Origin of the sequence: Variovorax sp. ZS18.2.2 (assembly GCF_024701975.1) — a bacterium.
Taxonomy (GTDB): domain Bacteria; phylum Pseudomonadota; class Gammaproteobacteria; order Burkholderiales; family Burkholderiaceae_C; genus Variovorax.
Genome location: NZ_JANLNM010000001.1, coordinates 970,694 through 994,424 on the forward strand (window position 1 = coordinate 970,694; position 23,731 = coordinate 994,424).

At 64.6% G+C, this 23,731-nt stretch carries 18 protein-coding genes and 4 pseudogenes; 9 read left to right on the forward strand and 13 right to left on the reverse strand.

The window, feature by feature from the left end; translation table 11 throughout:
• Positions 1-7: 7 nt before the first annotated feature.
• The 3 genes and pseudogenes from NU688_RS04670 to NU688_RS34035 all read left to right on the forward strand — a co-directional run.
• Positions 8-386: pseudogene (locus tag NU688_RS04670) on the forward strand (integrase core domain-containing protein); the annotation flags it as partial.
• Positions 387-791: 405 nt separating this feature from the next.
• Positions 792-911, forward strand: a pseudogene (locus NU688_RS34030) (ESPR domain-containing protein); the annotation flags it as partial.
• 75 nt (positions 912-986) lie between these two features.
• The gene (locus tag NU688_RS34035; protein WP_374684632.1) at positions 987-7,862 is read left to right on the forward strand and encodes a YadA family autotransporter adhesin; all 6,876 of its coding nucleotides are present in this window, start codon (positions 987-989) and stop codon (positions 7,860-7,862) included.
• Between the two features lie 12 nt (positions 7,863-7,874).
• Here the strand turns inward: NU688_RS34035 and NU688_RS04680 are convergent, their stop codons facing one another.
• On the reverse strand, positions 7,875-9,038 hold the full coding sequence (locus tag NU688_RS04680; protein ID WP_257859362.1) for an ABC transporter substrate-binding protein: 1,164 nt from the start codon (positions 9,036-9,038) through the stop codon (positions 7,875-7,877).
• Between the two features lie 84 nt (positions 9,039-9,122).
• On the opposite strand from NU688_RS04680, the gene NU688_RS04685 reads away from it, so the two are divergent.
• A complete protein-coding gene (locus NU688_RS04685; protein ID WP_257859363.1) occupies positions 9,123-9,584 on the forward strand; it encodes an energy transducer TonB in 462 nt (153 codons plus the stop codon).
• A 13-nt stretch (positions 9,585-9,597) separates the two neighbouring features.
• Here NU688_RS04685 and trmB read toward each other — a convergent pair whose 3' ends face one another.
• The 4 genes from trmB to NU688_RS04705 all read right to left on the reverse strand — a co-directional run bounded on the left by trmB (position 9,598) and on the right by NU688_RS04705 (position 13,417).
• On the reverse strand, positions 9,598-10,359 hold the full coding sequence (trmB, locus tag NU688_RS04690) for a tRNA (guanosine(46)-N7)-methyltransferase TrmB (RefSeq protein WP_257859364.1): 762 nt from the start codon (positions 10,357-10,359) through the stop codon (positions 9,598-9,600).
• Positions 10,359-11,270 carry a tRNA glutamyl-Q(34) synthetase GluQRS gene (gene gluQRS, locus NU688_RS04695; protein ID WP_257859365.1) on the reverse strand — a complete coding sequence of 304 codons (912 nt, stop codon included), beginning with the start codon at positions 11,268-11,270 and terminating at the stop codon, positions 10,359-10,361. Before gluQRS ends, trmB begins: the two co-directional genes overlap by 1 nt.
• A 12-nt stretch (positions 11,271-11,282) precedes the next feature.
• Positions 11,283-12,365: an NAD(P)/FAD-dependent oxidoreductase gene (locus NU688_RS04700; RefSeq protein WP_257859366.1), complete on the reverse strand. Its 1,083-nt coding sequence runs from the start codon at positions 12,363-12,365 to the stop codon at positions 11,283-11,285.
• Positions 12,366-12,463: 98 nt separating this feature from the next.
• Positions 12,464-13,417: a LysR family transcriptional regulator gene (locus tag NU688_RS04705; RefSeq protein ID WP_257859367.1), complete on the reverse strand. Its 954-nt coding sequence runs from the start codon at positions 13,415-13,417 to the stop codon at positions 12,464-12,466.
• A gap of 163 nt (positions 13,418-13,580) precedes the next feature.
• Between NU688_RS04705 and NU688_RS04710 the strand changes: the two genes are divergently transcribed.
• The 4 genes from NU688_RS04710 to NU688_RS04725 all read left to right on the forward strand — a co-directional run bounded on the left by NU688_RS04710 (position 13,581) and on the right by NU688_RS04725 (position 16,428).
• A complete protein-coding gene (locus NU688_RS04710; RefSeq protein WP_257859368.1) occupies positions 13,581-14,282 on the forward strand; it encodes a pirin family protein in 702 nt (233 codons plus the stop codon).
• A 73-nt stretch (positions 14,283-14,355) separates the two neighbouring features.
• Positions 14,356-14,772, forward strand: a complete 417-nt coding sequence (locus tag NU688_RS04715) for a DoxX family protein (protein ID WP_257859369.1) — start codon at positions 14,356-14,358, stop codon at positions 14,770-14,772.
• A 146-nt stretch (positions 14,773-14,918) separates the two neighbouring features.
• Positions 14,919-15,470 (forward strand): flavodoxin family protein, encoded by a 552-nt coding sequence (locus NU688_RS04720; RefSeq protein ID WP_257859370.1) that lies wholly within the window; start codon positions 14,919-14,921, stop codon positions 15,468-15,470.
• Positions 15,471-15,495: 25 nt separating this feature from the next.
• Positions 15,496-16,428, forward strand: coding sequence for a pirin family protein (locus tag NU688_RS04725; protein WP_257859371.1), 933 nt, complete (start codon positions 15,496-15,498; stop codon positions 16,426-16,428).
• A 62-nt stretch (positions 16,429-16,490) separates the two neighbouring features.
• Here NU688_RS04725 and NU688_RS04730 read toward each other — a convergent pair whose 3' ends face one another.
• The 5 genes from NU688_RS04730 to NU688_RS04750 form a co-directional block, all read right to left on the reverse strand.
• The gene (locus NU688_RS04730; RefSeq protein WP_257859372.1) at positions 16,491-18,059 is read right to left on the reverse strand and encodes a tripartite tricarboxylate transporter permease; all 1,569 of its coding nucleotides are present in this window, start codon (positions 18,057-18,059) and stop codon (positions 16,491-16,493) included.
• 4 nt (positions 18,060-18,063) lie between these two features.
• Positions 18,064-18,585, reverse strand: coding sequence for a tripartite tricarboxylate transporter TctB family protein (locus tag NU688_RS04735; protein WP_257859373.1), 522 nt, complete (start codon positions 18,583-18,585; stop codon positions 18,064-18,066).
• Positions 18,586-18,700: 115 nt separating this feature from the next.
• Positions 18,701-20,251 carry a sensor histidine kinase gene (locus tag NU688_RS04740; protein WP_257859375.1) on the reverse strand — a complete coding sequence of 517 codons (1,551 nt, stop codon included), beginning with the start codon at positions 20,249-20,251 and terminating at the stop codon, positions 18,701-18,703.
• On the reverse strand, positions 20,214-20,918 hold the full coding sequence (locus NU688_RS04745; RefSeq protein ID WP_257859376.1) for a response regulator: 705 nt from the start codon (positions 20,916-20,918) through the stop codon (positions 20,214-20,216). The genes NU688_RS04740 and NU688_RS04745 overlap by 38 nt, the downstream gene beginning before the upstream one ends.
• A 23-nt stretch (positions 20,919-20,941) precedes the next feature.
• Complete coding sequence (locus tag NU688_RS04750) at positions 20,942-21,733, reverse strand: sulfurtransferase (RefSeq protein WP_257859377.1); 792 nt, start codon at positions 21,731-21,733, stop codon at positions 20,942-20,944.
• Between the two features lie 180 nt (positions 21,734-21,913).
• Here NU688_RS04750 and NU688_RS04755 point away from each other — a divergent pair.
• Positions 21,914-22,039: pseudogene (locus tag NU688_RS04755) on the forward strand (IS5/IS1182 family transposase); the annotation flags it as partial.
• Positions 22,040-22,136: 97 nt separating this feature from the next.
• Here NU688_RS04755 and NU688_RS04760 read toward each other — a convergent pair.
• The 3 genes and pseudogenes from NU688_RS04760 to NU688_RS04770 form a co-directional block, all read right to left on the reverse strand.
• On the reverse strand, positions 22,137-22,454 hold the full coding sequence (locus tag NU688_RS04760) for a hypothetical protein (protein ID WP_257859378.1): 318 nt from the start codon (positions 22,452-22,454) through the stop codon (positions 22,137-22,139).
• Positions 22,455-22,480: 26 nt separating this feature from the next.
• Positions 22,481-23,257 carry an ATPase gene (locus NU688_RS04765; RefSeq protein WP_257859379.1) on the reverse strand — a complete coding sequence of 259 codons (777 nt, stop codon included), beginning with the start codon at positions 23,255-23,257 and terminating at the stop codon, positions 22,481-22,483.
• A gap of 102 nt (positions 23,258-23,359) precedes the next feature.
• Positions 23,360-23,543, reverse strand: a pseudogene (locus NU688_RS04770) (IS5/IS1182 family transposase); the annotation flags it as partial.
• Positions 23,544-23,731: the final 188 nt, after the last annotated feature.

The following is a 23,731-nucleotide window of genomic DNA, read 5'->3' on the forward strand; positions in this document are numbered from 1 at the left end:
TGCCGATCAGGCCGCTGTTGCGCACTACGCGGCTTTGGGCGTGACCATCAAGCGCCTGATCACCGACAACGGTGCGGCCTAGCGCTCGCGGCTGTTCGCCAAGGCTTGCCAGGCCTTGGCATCAAACACAGCTTCACCCGACCCTATCGCCCACAGACCAACGGCAAGGCCGAGCGATTCATCCAGACCTGTCTGCGCGAGTGGGCTGATGGCCGTCTGCGGGCCAACAGCAATGAACGCACGACACGGCTGCCTGTGGCGAGCTTCGCGACCCCTTGCGTAGTGTGAACAGGCCCTACGACGCCAGGAGGCCGCACTCGGCCTTGGGCGACAGGTCTCCAGCCTCCCGACTTGCCGGGCACAACCTATTGCGACTCGACAACTAAGACTCAAGTATTCACATACATGTCCGTCTGAACATCCATCTATTGGGATATTTGTTCACATTCGAAAATGATTTCCGGGCTCGAAAGTCGTTTTTGGACATTTAAAAAACTCCTTTCAAACGAACGAATTTAGATTCGCGACCTTCGATCGCTGCCACGGATTCCGTGGTTTTCATCAGCGGGTCGAGTGGTTGAAGCAGACCTAAACCTCGCACCCGGTGCGAGAAATCCCCCAGAACAGACCTGAGCACGCATCGAACGATGCGCGGCCGGTGGTTGTTCGCGGAAGTTCGGCATTGCGCAGCAGGGCGGTTGATCCCGCATGCGCTCTCAGCACTCTTCTTGTCGTTTGCGATCGATGCGGGCGCGGCACATGCCATTTCTTTGTCGGATCGATTTTTGCGAATGAACAAGACTTTTCAAACTATCTGGAATGAAGCACTCGGTGCTTGGGTCGCTGCCTCCGAGATCAGCCGCGGTCGTGGCAAAGGTTCCGGAAAAACCTCCCTCCCCGGGCGTGAGCTTGCGCCAGGTTCCGGCTCCTTTTTCCGTGCGCCGCTAGCGGCGGCCGCTTTCGCGTTGTTAGGGCTCAGCAATCCAGTGCTGGCGCAGAGCACTATGGGAACGCAGAGGAGCACAACGGTAAGCGCGCAGAACTGCATTTGGGCCAACAGTGGGTGGGGAAATTGCTTTTCATTTGGCAACCCCATCACCGGTGTCGCGGGTGAAAATTTTGCTTACCTAACCGGCGCCCGCCCGCCAGAGACAGCAGGAGCTGTTTGGGCAGGGGACGTTTCTTCCGGTTTGTGGTTTGCTGGAACCGCCAATTCACTTGTCATTAACGCTGCCGGCGCCACGTTGGCCGCCAACACCGTTACGCTGAACTCCGGCAACGGGCAGATATCTGCCTCGAACGACAGACTGACCAATCTGGCTGCTGGAACGCAACTCACCGACGCGATCAATCTCGATCAGCTCAACAGTCTCTCGACTTCGACGTCGACGGGATTGAGCACGGTGACTAGCAGCATGGCCAGCTTTTCTACAGGGTTGAGTACGGCGACGAGCAGTATCAGGACTCTGTCGACTTCGACCTCGAGCGGGTTGAGCACTGCCGCTAGCAGCGTGAGCAGCCTGTCCACTTCGACGTCCTCCGGCCTGAGCACGGCTGCTAGCAGCGTCAGCAGCTTGTCGACCTCGACGTCGTCTGGTTTGAGCACGGCTACCAGCAGCGTGAGCAGCTTGTCGACTTCGACGTCCTCCGGCCTGAGCACTGCCGCGAGTAGCGTCAGCAGCTTGTCGATTTCGACGTCGAGTGGGTTGAGCACTGCGACTAGCAGCATCAGCAGCTTGTCGACTTCCACGTCGAGCGGCTTGAGCACAGCCGCCAGTAGCGTCAGCAGCTTGTCCACCTCGACATTGAGTGGGTTGAGCACCGCGACCAGCAGCGTCAGCAGCCTGTCGACCTCGACTTCCTCTGGTCTGAGTACCGCGACGAGCAGCATCGACAGTCTTTCCACCTCGACGTCGAGTGGCTTGAGCACAGCCGCCAGTAGTGTCAGCAGCTTGTCGACTTCGACGTCGAGCGGCCTGAGTACTGCCGCCAGCAGCGTAAGCAGCCTATCGACTTCGACATCGTCGGGTCTGAGCACGGCCGCCAGCAGCGTCAGCAGCCTGTCGACTTCGACATCGTCGGGTCTGAGCACGGCCGTCAGCAGCGTCAGCAGCCTGTCGACTTCGACGTCATCGGGCCTGAGCACTGCCGCTAGCAGCGTCAGCAGCCTGTCCACTTCGACGTCCTCCGGCCTGAGCACTGCCGCTAGCAGCGTCAGCAGCTTGTCGACCTCGACGTCGTCTGGTTTGAGCACTACGACTAGCAGCGTGAGCAGCTTGTCCACTTCGACATCGTCCGGCTTGAGCACGGCCGCCAGCAGTGTCAGCAGCTTGTCGACTTCGACATCGTCGGGTCTGAGCACGGCCGCCAGCAGTGTCAGCAGCTTGTCGACTTCGACATCGTCGGGTCTGAGCACTGCCGCCAGCAGTGTGAGCAGCCTGTCGACTTCCACCTCGAGCGGACTGAGCACTGCCGCGAGCAGCGTCAGCAGCTTGTCGACTTCCACGTCGAGCGGATTGAGCACTGCCGCCAGCAGCGTGGGCAGCTTGTCGACCTCGACGTCCTCCGGACTGAGCACGGCTGCCAGCAGCCTGAGCAGCTTGTCGACTTCGACATCGTCGGGTCTGAGCACGGCTGCCAGCAGCGTGACCAGCCTGTCGACTTCGACGTCGTCGGGCCTGAGCACGGCCGCGAGCAGCGTCAGCAGCCTGTCGACTTCGACATCGTCCGGCTTGAGCACGGCTGCCAGCAGCGTCAGCAGCTTGTCGACTTCGACGTCGTCGGGTCTGAGCACGGCCGCCAGCAGTGTCGGCAGCCTGTCGACTTCGACGTCCTCCGGCCTGAGCACGGCCGCGAGCAGGGTGAGCAGCTTGTCGACTTCGACGTCGTCTGGTTTGAGCACTACGACTAGCAGCGTCAGCAGCTTGTCCACTTCGACATCGTCCGGCTTGAGCACGGCCGCCAGCAGCGTGAGCAGCCTGTCGACCTCGACGTCGTCTGGCTTGAGCACAGCGACGAGCAGCATCGGCAGCTTGTCGACGTCTACTTCGAGTGGTTTGAGCACAGCGACCAGCAGCATTGATAGCCTCTCGACTTCAACGTCATCCGGCCTGAGCACTGCAACCAGCGGGATCAGCAGCCTGTCGACCTCGACCTCCAGTGGCTTGAGCACAGCGACCAGCAGCATCGGCCGCCTGTCGACTTCGACATCGTCGGGTCTGAGCACGGCGACCAGCAGTATTAGCAGCCTGTCGACATCAACGTCGAGTGGCTTGAGCACCGCCACAAGCAGCATCAGCAGTCTGTCGACTTCGACATCCTCTGGCCTGAGCACAGCCACGAGCAGCATTGACAGCCTCTCGACCTCAACGTCATCTGGTCTGAGCACTGCGACCAGCAGCATCAGCAGCCTGTCGACTTCGACATCCTCTGGCCTGAGCACAGCCACGAGCAGCATTGACAGCCTCTCGACCTCAACGTCATCTGGCCTGAGCACTGCGACCAGCAGCATCAGCAGCTTGTCGACCTCGACATCCTCTGGTCTGAGCACAGCCACGAGCAGCATTGACAGCCTCTCGACCTCAACGTCATCTGGCCTGAGCACTGCAACCAGCGGGATCAGCAGCCTGTCGACTTCGACATCCTCTGGTCTGAGCACGACGACCAGCAGCATTGGCAGCTTGTCGACTTCGACGTCCAGCGGTATCTCCAGCTTGTCCACTGGTCTGAGTTCGACGAGCAGCAGCGTGAGCAGCTTGTCGACATCGACCTCATCCGGCCTGAGCACTGCAACCAGCAGCATTGGCAGTCTGTCGACTTCGACCTCCTCGGGCCTGAGCACGGCGACCAGCAGCATCGGCAGTCTGTCGACATCGACGTCCAGCGGTATCTCCAGCCTGTCCACTGGTTTGAGTTCGACGAGCAGCAGCGTGAGCAGCTTGTCGACATCCACTTCGAGTGGCTTGAGCACCGCGACGAGCAGCATCGGTAGCCTTTCGACATCTACCTCAAGCGGTCTGAGCACAGCGACCAGTGGTATCAATAGCCTCTCTACGTCTACGTCGAGTGGTTTGAGCACGGCTACGAGCAACATCGGCAGTCTGTCGACATCGACGTCCAGCGGTATCTCCAGCCTGTCCACTGGTCTGAGTTCGACGAACAGCAGCGTGAGTAGCTTGTCGACGTCGACATCGTCCGGACTGAGCACTGCGGCGAGCAGTATCGGCAGCTTGTCGACATCTACTTCGAGCGGCCTGAGCACGACCAACAGCAGCGTGAGTAGCCTCTCGACTTCGACCTCGTCTGGCTTGAGCACAGCGACCAGCAGCATCGATAGCCTTTCGACTTCAACGTCATCTGGTCTGAGCACTGCAACCAGCGGGATCAGCAGCCTGTCGACATCGACATCGTCTGGCCTGAGCACAGCCACGAGCAGCATTGACAGCCTCTCGACCTCAACGTCATCTGGCTTGAGCACTGCGACCAGCAGTATCAGCAGCTTGTCGACCTCGACATCCTCTGGTCTGAGCACAGCCACGAGCAGCATTGACAGCCTCTCGACCTCAACGTCATCTGGCCTGAGCACTGCAACCAGCGGGATCAGCAGCCTGTCGACTTCGACATCCTCTGGTCTGAGCACAGCCACGAGCAGCATTGACAGCCTCTCGACCTCAACGTCATCTGGCCTGAGCACTGCAACCAGCGGGATCAGCAGCCTGTCGACTTCGACATCCTCTGGCCTGAGCACTGCTACGAGCAGCATCGATAGCCTGTCGACCTCGACGTCGTCCGGCTTGAGCACCGCCACGAGCAGCGTCAGCAGCTTGTCGACTTCGACGTCGTCTGGTTTGAGCACGGCTACCAGCAGCGTGAGCAGCTTGTCGACTTCGACGTCGAGCGGCCTGAGCACTGCCGCTAGCAGCGTCAGCAGCCTATCGACTTCGACATCGTCGGGCCTGAGCACTGCCGCGAGCAGCGTCAGCAGCTTGTCGACCTCTACCTCGTCGGGTCTGAGCACTGCTGCCAGCAGTGTCAGCAGCCTGTCGACTTCGACGTCCTCCGGCCTGAGCACTGCCGCGAGTAGCGTCAGCAGCTTGTCGACCTCGACGTCGTCTGGTTTGAGCACTACGGCTAGCAGCGTGAGCAGCTTGTCCACTTCGACATCGTCCGGCTTGAGCACGGCCGCCAGCAGTGTCAGCAGCTTGTCGACTTCGACGTCCTCCGGACTGAGCACGGCCGCGAGCAGCGTGAGCAGCCTTTCAACTTCGACATCGTCGGGTCTGAGCACAGCGAGCAGCAGCGTCAGCAGCTTGTCGACTTCGACATCGTCCGGCTTGAGCACGGCCGCGAGCAGCGTCAGCAGCTTGTCGACCTCGACGTCCTCCGGCCTGAGCACTGCCGCCAGCAGCGTGAGCAGCTTGTCCACTTCGACATCGAGTGGATTGAGCACTGCCGCCAGCAGTGTGAGCAGCCTGTCGACTTCGACATCCTCTGGCCTGAGCACGACTGCCAGCAGCGTCAGCAGCTTATCGACCTCGACGTCATCCGGTCTGAGCACGGCCGCGAGCAGCGTGAGCAGCTTGTCGACTTCGACATCCTCTGGCCTGAGCACGGCTGCCAGCAGCGTCAGCAGCTTGTCGACTTCGACGTCCTCCGGCCTGAGCACGGCTACCAGCAGCGTCAGCAGCCTGTCGACCTCGACGTCGTCTGGCCTGAGCACGGCTGCCAGCAGCGTCAGCAGCTTGTCGACTTCGACGTCGAGCGGCCTGAGCACGGCTGCCAGCAGTGTCAGCAGCCTGTCGACTTCGACGTCCTCCGTCCTGAGCACGGCCGCGAGCAGCGTCAGCAGCTTGTCGACCTCCACCTCGTCGGGTCTGAGCACGACCGCGAGTAGCGTGAGCAGCTTGTCCACTTCGACATCGAGTGGATTGAGCACCGCCGCTAGCAGCGTCAGCAGCCTGTCAACTTCCACGTCGAGCGGACTGAGCACAGCCGCTAGCAGCGTCAGCAGCCTGTCGACTTCCACGTCGTCGGGCCTGAGCACAGCCGCTAGCAGCGTGAGCAGCTTGTCGACTTCGACATCGTCGGGTCTGAGCACGGCTGCCAGCAGCGTGAGCAGCTTGTCCACTTCCACATCGAGTGGATTGAGCACAGCCGCTAGCAGCCTGAGCAGCCTGTCGACTTCGACATCGTCGGGTCTGAGCACGGCTGCCAGCAGCGTGAGCAGCTTGTCCACTTCGACATCGAGTGGATTGAGCACAGCCGCTAGCAGCCTGAGCAGCCTGTCGACTTCGACGTCCTCCGGACTGAGCACGGCTGCCAGCAGCGTGACCAGCCTGTCGACCTCGGCATCGTCCGGTCTGAGCACTGCGGCGAGCAGCGTCAGCAGCTTGTCGACGTCGACCTCGTCTGGACTAAGCACTGCAACGAGCAGCATCGGCAGCCTGTCGACTTCGACGTCCTCCGGACTGAGCACTGCCGCTAGCAGCGTGAGCAGCCTGTCGACTTCGACGTCCTCCGGACTGAGCACTGCCGCTAGCAGCGTGAGCAGCCTGTCGACTTCGACGTCCTCCGGACTGAGCACTGCCGCCAGCAGCGTCAGCAGCCTGTCGACTTCCACGTCGTCAGGTCTGAGCACAGCGAGCAGCAGCATCAGCAGCCTGTCGACCTCGACGTCCTCCGGTTTGAGCACTGCCGCCAGCGGCATCTCCAGCTTGTCGACCGGCCTGAGCACGACGAACAGCAGCGTCGGCAGCCTGAGCACGACCGTCAACACGATCAACGACAAGGGCACAAGGTACTTCCAGGCCAACTCGAAGGAGGCGGATTCCGAGGCCAGCGGCCAGGAGTCCGTGGCGATCGGACCTCGAGCAGTGGCCAGCGGCGACAACTCTTTTGCTGCTGGCAACGGTGCGAAGGCCACGGCCAACGGCGCGGTGGCGATCGGCTTCGGTGCCCAGGCCACGGGCGCCAATGCCATCGCGATGGGTACAGGTGCTCTCGCCACCGGCTCGCAGGCCATTGGTGCCAATTCCCGGGCGGGCGGCGGCGGCGTGGCTATCGGCGGCAACGCAGACGCAGGCGGCACGCCGCTGAGCCAGGCGCAGAACGTGTCCAGGGGCACCGCCATCGGCTTCGGTGCCGTGGTGCAGCAAAGCGGCGGCGTTGCGCTCGGTTCGGGCTCGGTCGCTTCCAGGGCCGCGCGCGTCGCGGGGTATGTGCCGGGCAATGCGACGGCGGATCAGGAGGCGGCCATTGCAGCGACCACGAGTACGCAGGCCGCAGTGTCGGTGGGCAATGCCGGCAACGGCCAATTCCGCCAGATCACGGGCGTGGCGGCCGGCTCGGCCGACAGCGATGCCGCCAACGTGGCGCAACTGAAGGCTGTATCGAGCGCATCGAAGGCCAGCAGCGTGCAGTACGCGACCAACCCGGATGGGTCAGTCAACTACAACCAGATCACGCTGGGTGCGGGCCAGGCACCCGAGGGCACGCGCATCTCCAACGTGGCGCCAGGCGTCCAGGGCACGGATGCCGTCAACGTGAATCAGCTTGGCGGCGCCGTCCTGCAGGCGAACCAGTACACCGACAGGCGCGCGGCCGAACTGCAGAACAGCATCGGCAATGTGGCGGAAAAGGCTTACTCGGGTGTCGCTGCGGCGATGGCCCTGGAAAGCGCGCCATACATTGCGGGCAAGGTGACCTATGCAGCAGGCATGGGCTACTACGCGAGCCAGTCGGCCATTGCGCTCTCGTTGCGCAAGACTGCGGAAGGCGGCCGCTGGAGCGTCACCGGCGGTGTGGCAGCGACCACGTCCGGTGGCGTGGCGGCACGGGTGGGTGTCAGCGGCGTGTGGGAGTGAGGCTCTCGCGCTTCAGCGCAGCACGCGACCGTCGGCCGAGATGCTGATCAGGTCGATGCTGCGCACGTTGTCCCGCAGCCCCGGGCGCAGGTTGATGCGAAAGCCGCCGACGTCGTAGTCGGTCATCGCGGTCATCGTGCGCTGCAGGGTCGCGGTGTTGAAGCCGCGGCCCGCGCGGCGCACCGCCTCGCCCACGGCCTTGGCGGCGATGAAGCCTTCGAGCCCTTCGTACGACGCGGTCTGGTCGGAGTTGTCGACCGCCGCGAGGTACTCCTTGACGATCGGAATCGCCGAGGGCCGCGGCGAGGGCACCACCTGCGAGATGACGATGCCGCCGATGTCCTTGCCGAGTTCCGCGTAGAGCGGATCGATGCCGACGATCGAGAAGGCCATGAAGTTGCCCGTGTAGCCGCTCTTGCGCAGCTTGCGAATGGCGTTGGCGGTGGTGCCAGAGAGCGACACCAGCACGATGGCCTGGGGCGACTGCTTCTGCACGTCTTTCAGCGCGGCGTCGAGCTTGTCGCCGCCCGCGGGCACCAGCGCGCTGGCGACCAGCGGCGTGAGCTTGAGTTCGGTGATGGCCTGCTGCACGGCCGCAAGGCCGGCGCGGCCCATGGCGTCGTCGTCGCCCACGAGCGCCACGCGGGTCTGCCCCACGGTGGCGCACTGGCGCACGATCTTGAGGGCTTCGTCGATCATGCCGGGCCGCACATGGAACACATTGGGGTGGTCGGCGCCGCGCAGGTTGTCGGAGGCCGCGAACGGCGCGAAGAGCAGGCTGCCCTGTTGCGTGGCGACGTTCGCGCCGGCCTCGCTGCTGGCGGTGCCGACGAAGCCGAACAGCAGGTCGGCCTTCTGGGTACCGAGCAGGGTGCGCGCGTTGGCGGTGGCGCGCGCGGCGTCGTAGCCGTCGTCGAGTTGGACCAGTTTCAACTGCAGTCCGGTGGTGGCGTTGCGGGTGTTGAAGTCGCTCACCGCGAGTCGGCTGCCCGCCGCAAAGGCGTTGCCGATTTCAGAGGCGCTGCCGGTCAGCGGCACCGATTGCCCGAGCAGCACGACGCGGGGTGCGCCGCCTGTGCGGGTCTGCGCCGAGACCCTGTGAGTGATGCCGATGCCACTTCCCAGCAGCAGCGCGCCGTATGCCTTGCCCAGCCATTCCCTGCGTGACGTGTTCATCTGGACACCCTTTGCTTACAGTAGTAAAAAAGTGTAGCAATATCGAGGCCAGGGCGATAGGCGGGGCCGCTACAGAATTCCCCTATGAAATTTGCTTTTCTCTGGGGTGGATGGGGGTTGTGCATGGTGCTCGCGGGATGCACCGTGCCGTCGCGGGACGTGGTGGAAATCGCGGAGCCCGCGCCGGTGCCGCCACCAGGCGCTGCGCCGGAACCGTCGCCCATGGTCATCAGCGCGCCGCCGGTCGAGGCCACGCGCCCCAAGGCGCTTGCTGTCGAGACGATGGCGGTGATTCGCGAGCGTCGCATTCCCGCCTATCCCACCGCGCTGGCGGAAGAGGGCGTCGAGGGCCAGGTGATCGCGGAGTTCTACGTCGGCACCGAAGGCAAGGCCGAGGACGTCCGCATCGAAAGGTCGCCGCACCCGCTGCTGTCGAAGGCCGTGACCGATGCGCTCAAGGGATGGCGCTTCGATCCGGCACGGTCGGCGGACGGGCGCCCGGTGCGCACCCGGATGCGGCTGCCGTTCCGCTTTCAGGTCGAGTAGCGGGCTTTCTTCTTCAGGCGCGTTCGAACACCAGGTCCCACACGCCGTGGCCCAGCTTGATGCCGCGGTTCTCGAACTTGGTGAGCGGCCGGTATTCCGGCTTCGGCGCATAGCCTTCGGCCGTGTTGCGCAGAAGCGGCTCGGCCGCCAGCACTTCGAGCATCTGCTCGGCGTAGGGCCGCCAGTCGGTGGCGCAATGGATGTAGCCGCCGGGGCGCAGGTGCTGCGCCAGCTTGGTCACGAATTCAGGCTGGATCAGCCGGCGCTTGTTGTGGCGCTTCTTGTGCCACGGGTCCGGGAAGAACACGTGCACGCCGGCCAGCGTGCCGGCCTGCAGCATGTGGTCGAGCACGTCGACCGCGTCGTGCGCGCAGATGCGGATGTTCGAGATCGACTGCTCGCCGATGCGCTTGAGCAGCGCGCCCACGCCGGGCTCGTGCACCTCGCAGCAGAAAAAGTTGGTCTCGGGCCGCACCGTGGCGATGTGCGCGGTGGCCTCGCCCATGCCGAAGCCGATCTCCAGCACAGTCGGGGCGGCGCGACCGCCGAAGGCTGCGGTCAGGTCGAGCGGCTCCGGGGTGTAGGGGATGAGGAACAGCGGACCCAGTTCGGAAAAGGCCCGCGCCTGGCCATCGGTGGTGCGGCCGGCACGCTTCACGAAGCTCTTGAGGCGGCGGTGCAGCGGGTGCGGCTTGTTGTCGCCGTCGCCTGCGCTGTCGTCGGTGTTGTCGTCGCTGGGCGGGAGGTCGTGGGGCACGGTGTCGGGAAAGGTCATTACGGCCGCGAATTGTAGAGAGCGCGCCATTCGGGCACCCAGCCGGCCAGTGCGGCGGCGCAGGATGTGGCCGTGGCGGGGCCGAGGCCGAGCACGCGCGCGGCCGTGTCGAGCGCGGCCAGCGCGGCTTCTGGCGTCGCGGTGTCGATGGGCGTCGCACCGTTCTGCTTGGAGAGCTTGTCGCCGTCGGCGCCGCGCACCAGCGGCGTGTGCAGGTAGCTCGGCGTCGGCAGGCCGAGCGCGCGCTGCAGGAGGATCTGGCGCGCGGTGTTGTCGGCCAGGTCCTCGCCGCGCACCACGTCGGTCACGTCCTGTTCGGCATCGTCGACGACCACGGCGAGTTGATAGGCCCACGGGCCATCGGCGCGGCGCAGCACGAAGTCGCCGACCTCGCGGCTGACGTCCTGGTGTTGCTCGCCCAGGCGCCGGTCGGTCCAGCGGAGTTCGCCTGGCCGTGCCGATTCGAACTTCTCGGTGGCGAAGCGCCAGGCCCGCGCGGGCTTGCCGTGCAGGCCATCGCGGCAGGTGCCGGGGTACACGCGCTCGCCATGCCGCTCGTGCCGCTGGCCGAGCCGAGCGAGCGCGGTGTCGATGTCCTTGCGCGAACAGCCGCAGGAATAGGCGAGGCCGAGGGCCTGCAACCTCTGCAGCGCAGCTTCGTAGCGCACCGTGCGCTGCGTCTGCCACACGGGCGTTTCGTCGGGCAGCAGATGGCAATCGGCGAGCTGCCGCAGCATGTGCTCGCCCATGCCGGGCAGGCAGCGTTCGGTGTCGGCGTCCTCGATGCGGATCAGCCAGCGCGCCTGCGGGCCACGGGCGCGCACATCGAGCCAGCTCGCGAGCGCGGCCACCAGCGAGCCGGCGTGCAGCGGGCCGGTGGGCGAGGGCGCGAAACGGCCGGTCTCACGCATCCGGCAGGTCGATCAGATGACTGCGAGCGCCAGCGAGAGGCCCGAGAGGAACGCGTCTTCCACCCGGTGCCCCGTGCACCAGTCGCCGGCCACGCCGATGCGGGCCTTGGCGTCCCAGAGGTGGGTCTTGCCCACGGGCACCTGCGTCTGTGCTTCGGTCCAGCAGCGCGTCTGCGCATGCGAGGGCACGGCGTGGATGCCGGTGATTTCGGCGAAGGCGCGCAGCAGCTTGGCTTCGACGCGCGGCGCGTCGTCGCGCAGATGTTCTTGCGACCAGGCGGCGCTGGCCTGCAGCGTCCAGCGCTCGATGCGTTCGCGGCCGGGCTTGGACGATTCGCGCGCGAGCCACGCCACGCGATGGTGGGTGCTGCGCGCCGCGTTCCACTGCGGGCCGAGGTGCGACATGTTGGCCTGGTTGGCCTGCGGGAACGCGATCATCAGCGTCCAGCAGGGGGCGATGCGCACCGGCTCGATCTTCTGGCTGATGGACGCGGAGAGCTTGCCGTCGCCCAGCAGCACGCGGGTGCGCGAGGGCGGCACGGCGAGCAGCACGGCGTCGAAGCCCGAGTACACATGCTGCGAATCGTCTTCGCCCGCGGTGCGCAGTTGCCAGCGCTTGGCGTCGAGCGCGTCGGGCTCGATCTGGGTGACTTGCGTGTTCGCGATGAGGTTGTTTGCGAGCGGCGCGGCCCAGTGGGCGACCAGCGCATCCATGCCGGGCTGCGCCACCCAGTGCGACTCGCGGCCCGGCAGTGCCGCTTCGGCCACGCGGCCGTGGGCGTCGAGCACGCGCACGAGGTTGGCGCTCCAGGGGCGGCAGAGGTTGGGCGTGGATTCGAGTGCCAGTGCAAAGCGCGGATCGCGCACGGTGAAGTACTGCGCGCCGCTGTCGAAGCGGCCGAAGGCGGTGCCGATGCTTGCCATGCGGCCACCGGGTGCGGCTTCGCGTTCGAACAGCGTGACCTTGTGGCCCGCCTGCACCAGCGTTCGTGCGCAGGCCACCCCGGCGATGCCGGCGCCGACGACGGCGTAGTGGCGAGGGGTGGAAGGGGTTCGGTGGCGGTCGGTCTGCTTTGCAGTTGCGCGAGTGGTCATGGCGGACTCTTTTCTTTTGAGGAGGGATGCGGATGAATGTGTCCGCACTCTACATCGGTCTGCGAGGGCGGCCGGAGCACTGGTCCTCGGGACTTTCCTCAGCGTCCCCGATGGCGCTCCAGCAGCGCGCGCCGCGTGGCCTCGTGCTCGAACTGCGCGAGCCACCATTCGAGCGCGCGCCCCGGCCCGCCCGCGCTGCGCACGCGCCATGCGCAATGCATGGTGCCGAGCGGCGGCATGCGCTCGGTCCTGCGTTCGATCAGGTGGCCCGCCTCGATGTACGGCCGCGCCATCGGCTCGGGCAGGAAGCCGCCACCCAGTCCATGCAATTGCGCCGCCAGCTTGAACTGCATGCTCGGCACGGTGAGCACGTCCTGCCCGCCGACGAGGTTGACCGTCATGCTCGGCCCGCTGCGCACCGAGTCGGCGGCCGCGACCGCGCGGTACTGGCGCAGCACTTCATCGGTCAGCGGCTCTGGCAGCCGCGCGAGCGGATGGTGCGGCGCCACGGCGTACACGAAACGCAGCTCGCCGATGGGCCGGCTGCGAATGCCGGTGGCCGTGAAGGCAAGGCTCGCCGCATCGAGCACCGCGCCGATGGCGAGGTCGGCCTCGCCGCTCGTCAGCGCCTCGATGGTGCCCAGCAGCGTCTCGTCGCGCAGCTTGAGCCGCGTGGGCGGATCGAGCGCGAAGAAGGCGGTGGCCAGGTCGAGCAGCGGGTCGCGCGCGATCACGCTGTCGACCGCGATGGTGAGCATCGGCTCCCAGCCGGTGGCCACGCGCTTCACGCGGTTGGCCACCGCGTCGATCTCATTCAGGAGGCGCGCCGATTCGCGCAGCAGCTCGGCGCCGGCCTCGGTGATGCGCGCCTGGCGCGCGCTGCGGTCGAACAGCAGCACGTCGAGCGCGTCTTCGATCTGTCGCACCCGGTAGCTCAGTGCGCTGGGCACGAGGTTGAGCGCGCGTGCCGCGCCGGCGAAGCTGCCGGTGTTGGCCACCGTCTGCAGCATGGCGAGCGCGTCGGGGGTCAGTACGTCTCTGGCGCTGGGCATGGCGGCTCCATCGATTGATCAAAAAATTTGAATGATGCCATCAAAACCAGGCGCTTTTCCCTCGCAGGCGCAGGCCTAAAGTTCTTCACATCCGCTGCGCATCCGGCGCGGCATACGAAGAAGGCCAGAACATCCCTTCGGGGAACGGCCAAGGAGTTCTACGATGTTGCAAGTCCGTAAATCACAGGAACGCGGTTATGCCGACCATGGCTGGCTGCGCTCGTTCCACAGCTTTTCTTTTGCCGGTTACTACGACCCGGCCCACATGGGTTTCGGCAACCTGCGAGTGATCAACGAAGACCGCGTGGCCGCGGGCGCGGGCTTCGGCACCCATGGCCACAAGGACATGGAGATCATCAGCTACGTGCTCTCGGGCGAACTGGCGCACAAGGACAGCATGGGGAACATCGAATCCATTCCGCCGGGCGACGTCCAGCGCATGAGCGCCGGCCGCGGCGTGATGCACAGCGAGTTCAACCACAAGAAGGACGAGACCACGCACTTCCTGCAGATCTGGATCGAGCCCAACGTGCGCGGCATCGCGCCCGGCTACGAGCAGAAGCAGTTCAGCGACGCCGAGAAGCGCGGCAAGTTGCGCCTCGTCGCCTCGCCCGACGGCAGCGACGGCTCGGTGAAGGTGAATGCCGATGCGCGCCTGTTCGCGGGCCTCCTCGACGGCGAAGAGAAGGCCAGCCTGGTGCTCGACCCGTCGCGCAAGAGCTACGTGCACCTGGTGCGCGGCGAGCTCGAGGTCAATGGCAAGAAGCTCGTGGGCGGCGACGCCGCGATGCTCGAAGGCGAATCGCAGCTGACCCTCGGCGGCGGCAAGGATGCCGAAGTGCTCGTGTTCGACCTGACTGCCTGATCCATCGCCGGGCGCCTGTCGCTCGGCTTTTTTTCCCGTCCCTGTATTTCAACAACCCGAGGAGTTTTCAATCATGGCAACCACAACCACCCCCAATGCAGCCCAGGACACCCTGGCGCTGATCGGCCGCATCCTGGTCGCGTACCTGTTCATTCCCGCCGGCATCGGCAAGCTCATGGGCTTTGGCGGCACCGTGGGCTACATCACGTCGGTGGGCCTTCCGCTGCCAGAAGTGGGCGCCGCGATTGCCATCATCGTCGAGCTGGGCTTCGGCATTGCGCTGCTGCTGGGCTTCAAGACCCGCTGGACCGCCATCGTGCTGGCGCTCTTCACCATCGCCACCGCGCTGTTCTTCCACAAGTACTGGGCGGTACCCGATGCGATGAAGATGATGCAGCAGATCAACTTCAACAAGAACATCGCCATTGCCGGTGGCCTGCTCGCGTTCGCCGCCTTCGGCCCCGGCCGCTTCAGCATCGATAAAAAATAAGCTCTCCCCCAGGCTTCGCGCACTTCGTGTCGCTTCGCCAACCCCCACCGGGGGCAACACCTGAGGCCCGGCAAAGCCGGTTCCTCGGTGTTCCACGAAAAGGCATTCGCCCCCACTGACCATCGTTTCACTCAGGAGATCATCCAATGGCAAACATCGTTGTCGTCTTCCATTCCGGCTACGGCCATACCCAGCGCATTGCGCAAGCCGTGGCCGAATCCGCCGGCGCGCAACTGCTCGCCATCGACGCCGACGGCAACCTGCCCGAAGGCGGCTGGGAAACGCTGGCCGCGGCCGACGCCATCGTCTTCGGCTCGCCGACCTACATGGGCGGCGTGAGCTGGCAGTTCAAGAAGTTCGCCGATGCGTCGTCGAAGGTCTGGTACACGCAGGGCTGGAAAGACAAGCTCTTCGCGGGCTTCACCAACAGCGCCACCATGAACGGCGACAAGGTCACGACCTTGGGCTACCTCTGGACGCTCGCGATGCAGCACAGCGGCATCTGGGTCAGCATGGGCATCCTGCCGACCAACAACAAGGCCGCCACGCGCGAGTCGATGAACTATGTGGGCGGCTACGGCGGCCTGCTGACGCAATCGCCATCGGACGCGAGCCCGGCCGAGATGTTCAAGGGTGACTTCGATACAGCCCGCGCGTTCGGCGAGCGTATTGCGGCAGTGGCAAGATCACGCGGATAAAACCCAGCCACCCACGGAGCCCCCGATGACCGATACCACCGCCCAGACTCAGTTGCCCCAACTGCTTCAACCGCACGACAAGGACCTGGGTGGTGGCTTCAATGTGAGGCGCCTCCTGCCCGCCGCGCAGCGCCGCTCGGTCGGACCCTTCGTGTTTTTCGACCATTTCGGGCCGGCCACCGAGAAGCCCGGCACCGAGCACGACGTGCGGCCGCATCCGCACATCGGCCTCGCGACGGTCACCTATCTTTTCGAGGGCGCGATGATGCATCGCGACAGCCTCGGCAGCGTGCAGGAGATCCTGCCCGGCGCGATCAACTGGATGACCTCGGGGCGCGGCATCGTGCATTCCGAACGCAAGCCCGAGCGCCTGAAGGCCGACACCTACGTGAACCACGGGCTGCAGCTCTGGGCCGCGTTGCCCCAGGCGCATGAAGAGGTCGAGCCAAGCTTCGAGCACACGGCCTCCAGCGCCATCCCCGAAGTGGTGGAGCAGGGCGCCAACGTGCGCGTGCTGGTGGGCGAGGCCTTCGGCCAACGCTCTCCGGTGAAGACATTGGCGCAGACCGTCTACCTCGACATTGCATTGCCGGCAGGCGGGCGCTTCGAGCTGCCTGCATTGGCGCCAGAGCTGGCCATCTATGCCGTCGATGCCGATGTGCGCGTCAACGGCGAGGCGATCCCCGCGCACACGATGGCGGTGCTGCCCGACGGGCAAGGCGCGGTCCTGACGTCCGATGTTGCAGTACGTTTGATGGTGATCGGCGGCGAGCCGCTCGACGGTCCGCGCTACATCACCTGGAACTTCGTTTCGAGCCGGCGCGAACGCATTCTCGAAGCCGGTGCCGATTGGGCCGCACAACGCATGGGCCATGTGCCTGGCGAGACCGAATTCATTCCGCTGCCGGGCAAGCCTTTTGGCGTGCGCGAGCCCGACACGGGCACGACGCCGGTGTAAGCAAGCAGGCGGACATGAAAAAAGGGCCCGATCAACGGGCCCTTAGTCTTTGCGCATTCGGCTTACTTGCTGCCGATCGAGATGGCCTCGGCCGGCGGTGCGCCATCGGGCGCTTTCGGCAGTTCGATCATGGCCTTGCGCCCCGCGCGGCCGCGCCATGCCGAGAAGCCCACACCGGCCAGCAGCAGCACGCACAGCCCGATGAAGGTGCCGCTGATCGGCCGCGTCACGAACACCGACATGTCGCCGCGCGAGAGCAGCAGCGCGCGGCGGAAGTTCTCTTCCACCATCGGCCCGAGCACGAAGCCCAGCAAGATCGGCGCGACCGAGAACTCCAGCGTCATCAGCACAGCGCCGACGATGCCGAATACCAGCACTTCCCAGATCTGGAACAGGCTGTTCTGCGTGCTGTAGACGCCAGTCGCAATGAAGAACATCGCGGCCGGGAACAGGTACTTGTAGGGCACCTTCAGGAGCTTGACCCACACGCCGATCATCGGCACGTTGAGCACCACGAGGATCACGTTGCCGATCCAGAACGAGGCGATCAGGCCCCAGAAGATGTCTGGGTGCTCGGTGATGAGCTGAGGCCCGGGCTGGATGCCCTGGATCAGCAGCGCGCCGAGGATCAGCGCCATCACCGCATCGCCCGGAATACCGAGGCTCATCGTCGGGATGAAGTCGACCTGCGTCTTCGAGTGGGCCGAGGCCTCGGGGCCGGCCACGCCTTCGATCATGCCGGTGCCGAACTTGTCGGGCGTCTTCGACACCTTGCGCTCCAGCGCGTAGGCGATGAAGGTGGTGATGGTCGGGCCCGTGCCGGGCATCGCGCCGAACACCGTGCCGACGATGGTGCCGCGGATCATCGCGGGGAAGGCGCGCTTCAGCTCTTCCTTGCTCGGGCGCATGTCGCTCAGCTTGAGCGTGCCGGTGTCGCCGATGGCCTTCATGCGGTTCACGTTGAGCAGGAAGTCGGCCACGCCGAAGAGGCCCATCGAGATGGCCACCAACTCCAGGCCGTCGCTCAGCTCGGGCAGGCCGAAGGCGAAGCGGAAGCTGCCGCTGTTCACGTCGGTGCCGACCACGCCGCACAGGAGGCCGAAGATCGTCATCGCCACGCCCTTGAGCGGCGAGCCGCGCGACATGGTCGAGCCCGCGAGCAGGCCCAAGAGCATGATCGAGAAGATCTCGGTCGGGCCGAACTTGAACGCGATCTGCACCAGCAGCGGCGAGGCGAAGATCATCACGATGATGCCGACCGACGCCGCGAAGAACGAGGCGATCATCGTCACCCCGAGCGCGACGCCACCCTTGCCCTGCTTGGTCATCGGGTAGCCGTCGAGACACGTCACCGCATGCGGCGGATGCGAGGGCATGTTCATCAAGATGGCGCCGATGGCGCCACCGTACTGCGAGCCGTAGAAGATGCCCGCCAGCATCAGGATCGCGGGCACCGGGTGCATCGCGTAGGTGAGCGGCAAGAGGATCGAGATGGCCTGCAGCGCGCCCATGCCCGGCAACACGCCGATGAGGTTGCCCACCAGCACGCCGAAGAACGACCACAAGAGATTGGAGCCCTGGAACGCGACACCGAAGCCGAACCAGAGGTCGTGGAGGGATTGACCGATCATGGCTTCAGCCTCTCCATTGGAACAACGGCAGCTGCAACTTCAGCGCCCACCAGAACACCACCACCGCGATGAACGACATCGCGAGCGAAAGCAGCACCGCTTCGGTCAGCGTGTTGTCGCGGTCACCGAGCGCCGAGATGAACACGATCGCAAAGGTCGCCGGCAGCAGGCCGCCGTATTCGCCGAGCAGCAGGAACGCGAGGATGCCCAGGATGATGCAGATGCCGCCGCGCAGGTCGGGCATGCCGCCCGGATGGCCGTGCGATGCGGCTTCTTCGCCGCTCGAGGGCTTGTCGCCACGCGCGGAGATGGCGATGAGCGGGCCCGTGAGCGCGAGCAGGCCTCCGAGCGCCACCGGGAAGAAGCCCGGTCCCATGTGCGCCAGCTCGCCGACGCGGTAGCCGACACCGGCATAGACGGCCGCCAGGCCAATGACCACGAGCAACGCGCCGCCGTAGTAATCCTTCTTGAATTTCGATGCGGGCCGAAGCGCGTGCGAGGCCGGATCTTCACCGTGCGGGTGCATTGAGTCTCCTTCGATTTGGAAGGAGCGCAGTCTAGGAATCGAGGCTTTCAATCGCCTTTCGATGAGAGTGCGAAAGGCCTCTTGAACCCCAAAATACGTGTAATTGCGTACCGCGCTACCCCGCAGAAACCCTAGGTAAAACGGTCGCTAGCGGTAGCTTCAGGATCGCGCGCAGGCCGCCGCCGTTCGCGCTCTCCGGCGTGTCGGCGCTGTCGAGTTCGATCTCGCCGCCGTTTCGCCGCGCATAGCTGCGCGCGATGGTGAGGCCGAGGCCCGCGCCCTGCGTGGCGACGGCGCCTGCGGCCGGGTCGCGGTGGAAGCGCTCGAACACGCTGTCGCGCCGTTCGGGGGCGATGCCCGGGCCGCTGTCGCACACCTCGGCCAGCGCATGCGAGGCCTCGCGCCGCACGGTCACCGTGATGTTGCCGCCGCGCGGCGTGTACTTGATGGCGTTGTGCACGAGGTTCGCGAGCACCTCGTGCAGCTCGGCGCCGTTGGCCTTGACGGGGAGCAGCGGGGTCTGGTCTTCCGTCTCCGATTCACCGCGCGCATCGACCCAGCCCAGGTCCTGGTCGTGCTCGCGTGCGAGCGGCAGGTACTGCAGCACCACGGCGCGCGCGATGTCGCTGAGGTCGACGACCTCGGGCTCGGTGCCACCAGCGATCTCGTCTTCGGTCGTGGCATGCGCCAGCGCCAGCAGTTGCTCGCTCAGGCGCCGCGTGCGTGCGAGCTGCGCGACGATCGCGTGCAGCGATTCACGCATGCGCGCCGGGTCGGTCTCGCGCACCGCATAGCCGGCCTGGATCGACAGGATGCTCAGCGGTGTGCGCAACTGGTGCGAGGCATCGGCCAGAAACTGAGACTGCTCCGCCACCATGCGCCGGTGGTCCGCGATGTGGTGGTTGACCGCATCCACCAGCGGCACCACCTCCTGCGGCACGCCGCTCGCGTCGAGCGGCTTCAGGTCGTCGCGCGGGCGTTCGCGCAGCGACCGGCGAAGGCGCTCCAGCGGCCGCAGCGTCCAGGCGACGCCGAGCCACACCAGCACGGCCATCACCAGCACCATGCGCGCGTCGCGCAGCAGTTCCTGCTTGAGCGATTCGTTCTGTGCCTGCAGGCGCGGGCCGGTGCCTTCGGCGGCCTGGATGAGCACGCTGTAGGCGGTGCCGGCATGGGTGTTGTCGTAGACCGTCTGGCGCAGCGCGGCCACGCGCACCGGGTGCTGCTCGTGCACCGCGTCGTAGAACACCGGCGTGCCGTCGGGCGGCGTTTGCGCGGGGCGGGGCAGGCCGGGCACGCCCATGAGCGTGTCCTCGGGCCCGTTGGGGTCGAGCGTCCCGCCCTTGGGAATGCGCTGCACGCCGACGTGCAGGTACTTGTAGCGCAGGTGCGTCGATTCGAACATCGCCTGCACCGAGAAGGCCTCCTGCACCCGCACGCTGCCGTCGCTCGCGACCACGATGCCGTTGGCCAGCGCCTGCACCGGCTCGAGCAGGCTCTGGTCGTAGGCGACGACCAGCGAATCGGTGAGCGTGCGGTAGTCGTTCCAGCTGTCCAGCGCCAGCAGCGCGACGATGCCCGGCAGCAGCAGCGCGAGCAGGCGCGCGCGGATGCCGAAGCGCTGCGGTTCAGCCCTCGGTGGGCGGGACGGAGCCTGGGGGTCCATCGGCAATGCTCTCGAGCATGTAGCCCAGCCCGCGCACGGTGACGATGCGCACGTCGCTGTCCGCGAGCTTGCGGCGCAGGCGGTGCAGCACCACCTCGATGGCGTCGGGGCCGGCGGTGCTGTCGTTGGTGAACACCTTGGCAAAGAGCTGCGACTTGCCGACCGGCGCGCCGCTGCGCATCAGGAGCGCGGTGAGCGCCGCTTGCTCCCGCGGCGTGAGCGACAGCAGCGTGCCGCGCAGCGTGAAGGCGTGGCTTTCGCTGTCGTACGAGAGCGAGGCGCACTGCAGCCGCGGATGCTGCTTGCCGCGGCTGCGTCGCACCAGCGCGGCCAGGCGCGCCTCGAGCTCGACCAGCTCGAAGGGCTTGGTGAGGAAATCGTCCGCGCCGAGGTTCAGGCCGCGCACCCGGTCCTGCAACGCGCCCTGCGCGGTGAGGATGAGCACGGGCGTGCGGTCGTCGGCATCGCGCATGTCGGCCAGCACGCTCAGGCCGTGCTTGTCGGGCAGGCGCAGGTCCAGCACGATGGCGTCGTATTCGGTGCCGGCCATGAAGGCCTCGGCGGTGCGCGCATCGGGCGCATGGTCGGCCACGAAGCCGCTCTGGGTCAACGCCCGGATGAGCCACGAGGCCATGTCCAGTTCGTCTTCCACCAGGAGGATGCGCATGAGGGGTTGCCGGTGAGTGCCGGTTATTTCTTCAGGCCGCGGCCCAGGTCGATGTCTTCCGACGCGCGCGCGCTGGCATCGGCCGCGCGTGCGCTCAGGTCGGGCGCCAATGCGCGCCGGCCGTCGAACACGAAGCAATCGCCGTGGTAGTGCGCGCCGCCGACTTCCTCGAAGTACTTCAGGATGCCGCCTTCGAGCTGCAGTACATGCTCCACGCCTTCTTCGCGCATCAGGATCGCGGCCTTCTCGCAGCGGATGCCGCCGGTGCAGAAGCTCACCACGGTCTTGCCTTCGAAATCGGCGCGGTGCGCTTTCAGCGCGGGCGGGAATTCGGTGAACTTGGTGATGCGCCAGTCGATCGCGCCGTCGAAGGTGCCTTCGTCGACCTCGAAGTCGTTGCGCGTGTCGAGCAATGCGATCTCGCGGCCTTCGTCGTCGTGGCCCTGGTCGAGCCAGCGCTTGAGCGTGAGGGCATCGACACCGGGCGCGCGGCCGGCCGCTGGCTGGATGGCCGGATGGTCCATGCGGATGATTTCGCGCTTGAGCTTGACCAGCATGCGCCGGAAGGGCTGCGCGGCGGACCAGCTTTCCTTGGTCTCGAGATCGGCGAAGCGCGCATCGGCGCGCAGACCGGCCAGGAAGGTGTGGACGGCGTCGGCGGTGCCCGCCAGAAACAGGTTGATACCTTCGGGCGCCAGCAGGATGGTGCCCATGAGGCCCAGGGCCTGCGTGCGGGCACGCAGGTCTTCACGCAGCACGGGGCTGTCGTCTATGGCTACGAATTTGTAGGCCGCGATATTCAGAATCTCTTGCACGGGGCGCGATTGTAGTTAGCGCTGCGCGGATCAGCTGCGGTTGAAGGGGGCGTGCTGCGTGAGGTCGGGCGCAAGATCGCCGTCATGGGCGCCACGGTGGCCGGCGCATCGACCGGTGCAATGTCCAACCCGCGCGAATTGATGAGACGCGCCGAGCGGATCCGCACTCGGCGTGCCAGGGACAAACACAAGCTGTACGCCTTGCACGTCCCGAAGGTCGAATGCATCGGCGGCAAAAGCCCAATGTTCGGCGTGAAGGTCAGCGTAGCCGTCACGCACAAGCAAGGCCTCGCGGTCGGCGCGCGCGGCTCCAATCTAGGGTCAGAGATCGGCGGGATTCAACAATCACGTGTCACTGAACCCCACGATATCCTGGGCAGGGTAAATGCGCCCTTATTGCTCTTTAGTTAACAACAACCACATACGCGATATTTTCTCGATTGCCCGTTAAAGTGCATACCCCTTTTCCAGTCACGCTAATTGATTTATTTTGACTGGCGGCAGCAAGCGCAAGTGCCATTGTGTTTTTCCCCTCCGAACTACTTCCATCAATAGTAAATCCTGTCATGGTTGCGCACGCCGGTCGATCAACTTGATTGGCGATCTCAATAACAATTACGCCTGGCTGAACTGCAATTAAATTTACTCTGCCATTGGCTGATCCAGCCAGAGCGGGCAAAGAAGCTGCGATCATCATCGCTGGAATCAAAGACTTCAACATTTTTATCCTCCGTAAGTTTTCGAAAATCAGTTGGTAAGCAAATAAATGCTCGGCGTAATATCAATAAATGCGATGCCCGCTGGATCGCCATAATATTTTTTTACCATGGCGATATCCGTTGGACTCAAAGCTCCATCTCCGTTCCATTGTGGATTGCAGTAATTCATTACTGAAGAAATGTCCCAATCTCCAAACAGCGCATCACCATCAGTTCCCTGTTCTTGGGCGGCGCACCGGGGATCGGGTGTGTCTGGTCGATTCTGTTCATGTGCAAAACCAAGAACATGGCCAAATTCGTGCACGGCGAGTACTCTATTGCAATAGTCCTTTTGGTTTTGGCAGTCGGGGCTCCACTGCGTGTATTCAAAATTCAGCACCACACCTTCCACCACATTTCTCAAGCGAGTGCCTAAACCCTTGGTATGAGCCCCGACATCTTGAACTGCGATAGATACACCTTGATTAGGCGTTCCATTGCATCGTTGCCATCCAATAAAACGGACAAGTGATGATTGCTCCCATGTGGAATGAATGGCCTGCCGCACACTTTCGCGCTGAGCTGAATATGAATTAAAGGCGTCGACATCCATTTGCCAGCAAACTGCTATTTCTCTTTCAGGCCAAATAACCGCGGTCAATGGATATCCCTCTTCTGATTCGAATTTCTCTTGCCTCGGTGAGAGTGTGGTGCCGGTTTCCCCGGAAGGCGCAGTTAGGCCCGTTTTTTCACCCTCTCCTCCTCCGCATGAGGCCAAGAAGGCGAAGCCAAATATTGTCAGAATAACTTTCAATCTTCTTTTCATATCCCTCCATGCAAATCAAGATTCAATCACTTTATTTTTGGCTGCAGTAACTCGCGAGGCACTTTCTCACACAACCATGAAAAGTTTTGTAACTAACTGGTCGTGCTTGAGGTACAGCAAGTTGGCCATGAAACAGATGGGCAGGCGGGGACAACCGGCTGCGGTAACGCCTGCGCCACCCGGATCTGTGCCCGGGAAGGCCGTTGGCCAGCACCGCCAGTGGATGGCGCAGGTCAATCGTCTCGGCCAGGCGCGGGCGGAAGAAATCAGCGCCTGATGCAACGATTCTCGGGAGATTGGGAGTGTTTGTGCGCCAGCGCAAACTCAGTGTTCATGCGGGTTGTCGGGGATTTGCAGGGCCGACTAAATTAATCGAAGTCCGATGATGATTTGGTGAGATCGGATGCATGGAACATGCTTGGGCTTGCGGTTAGCCGTCGTCGAGCCGGAGGACGGAATGCACGGGGAAGAAGG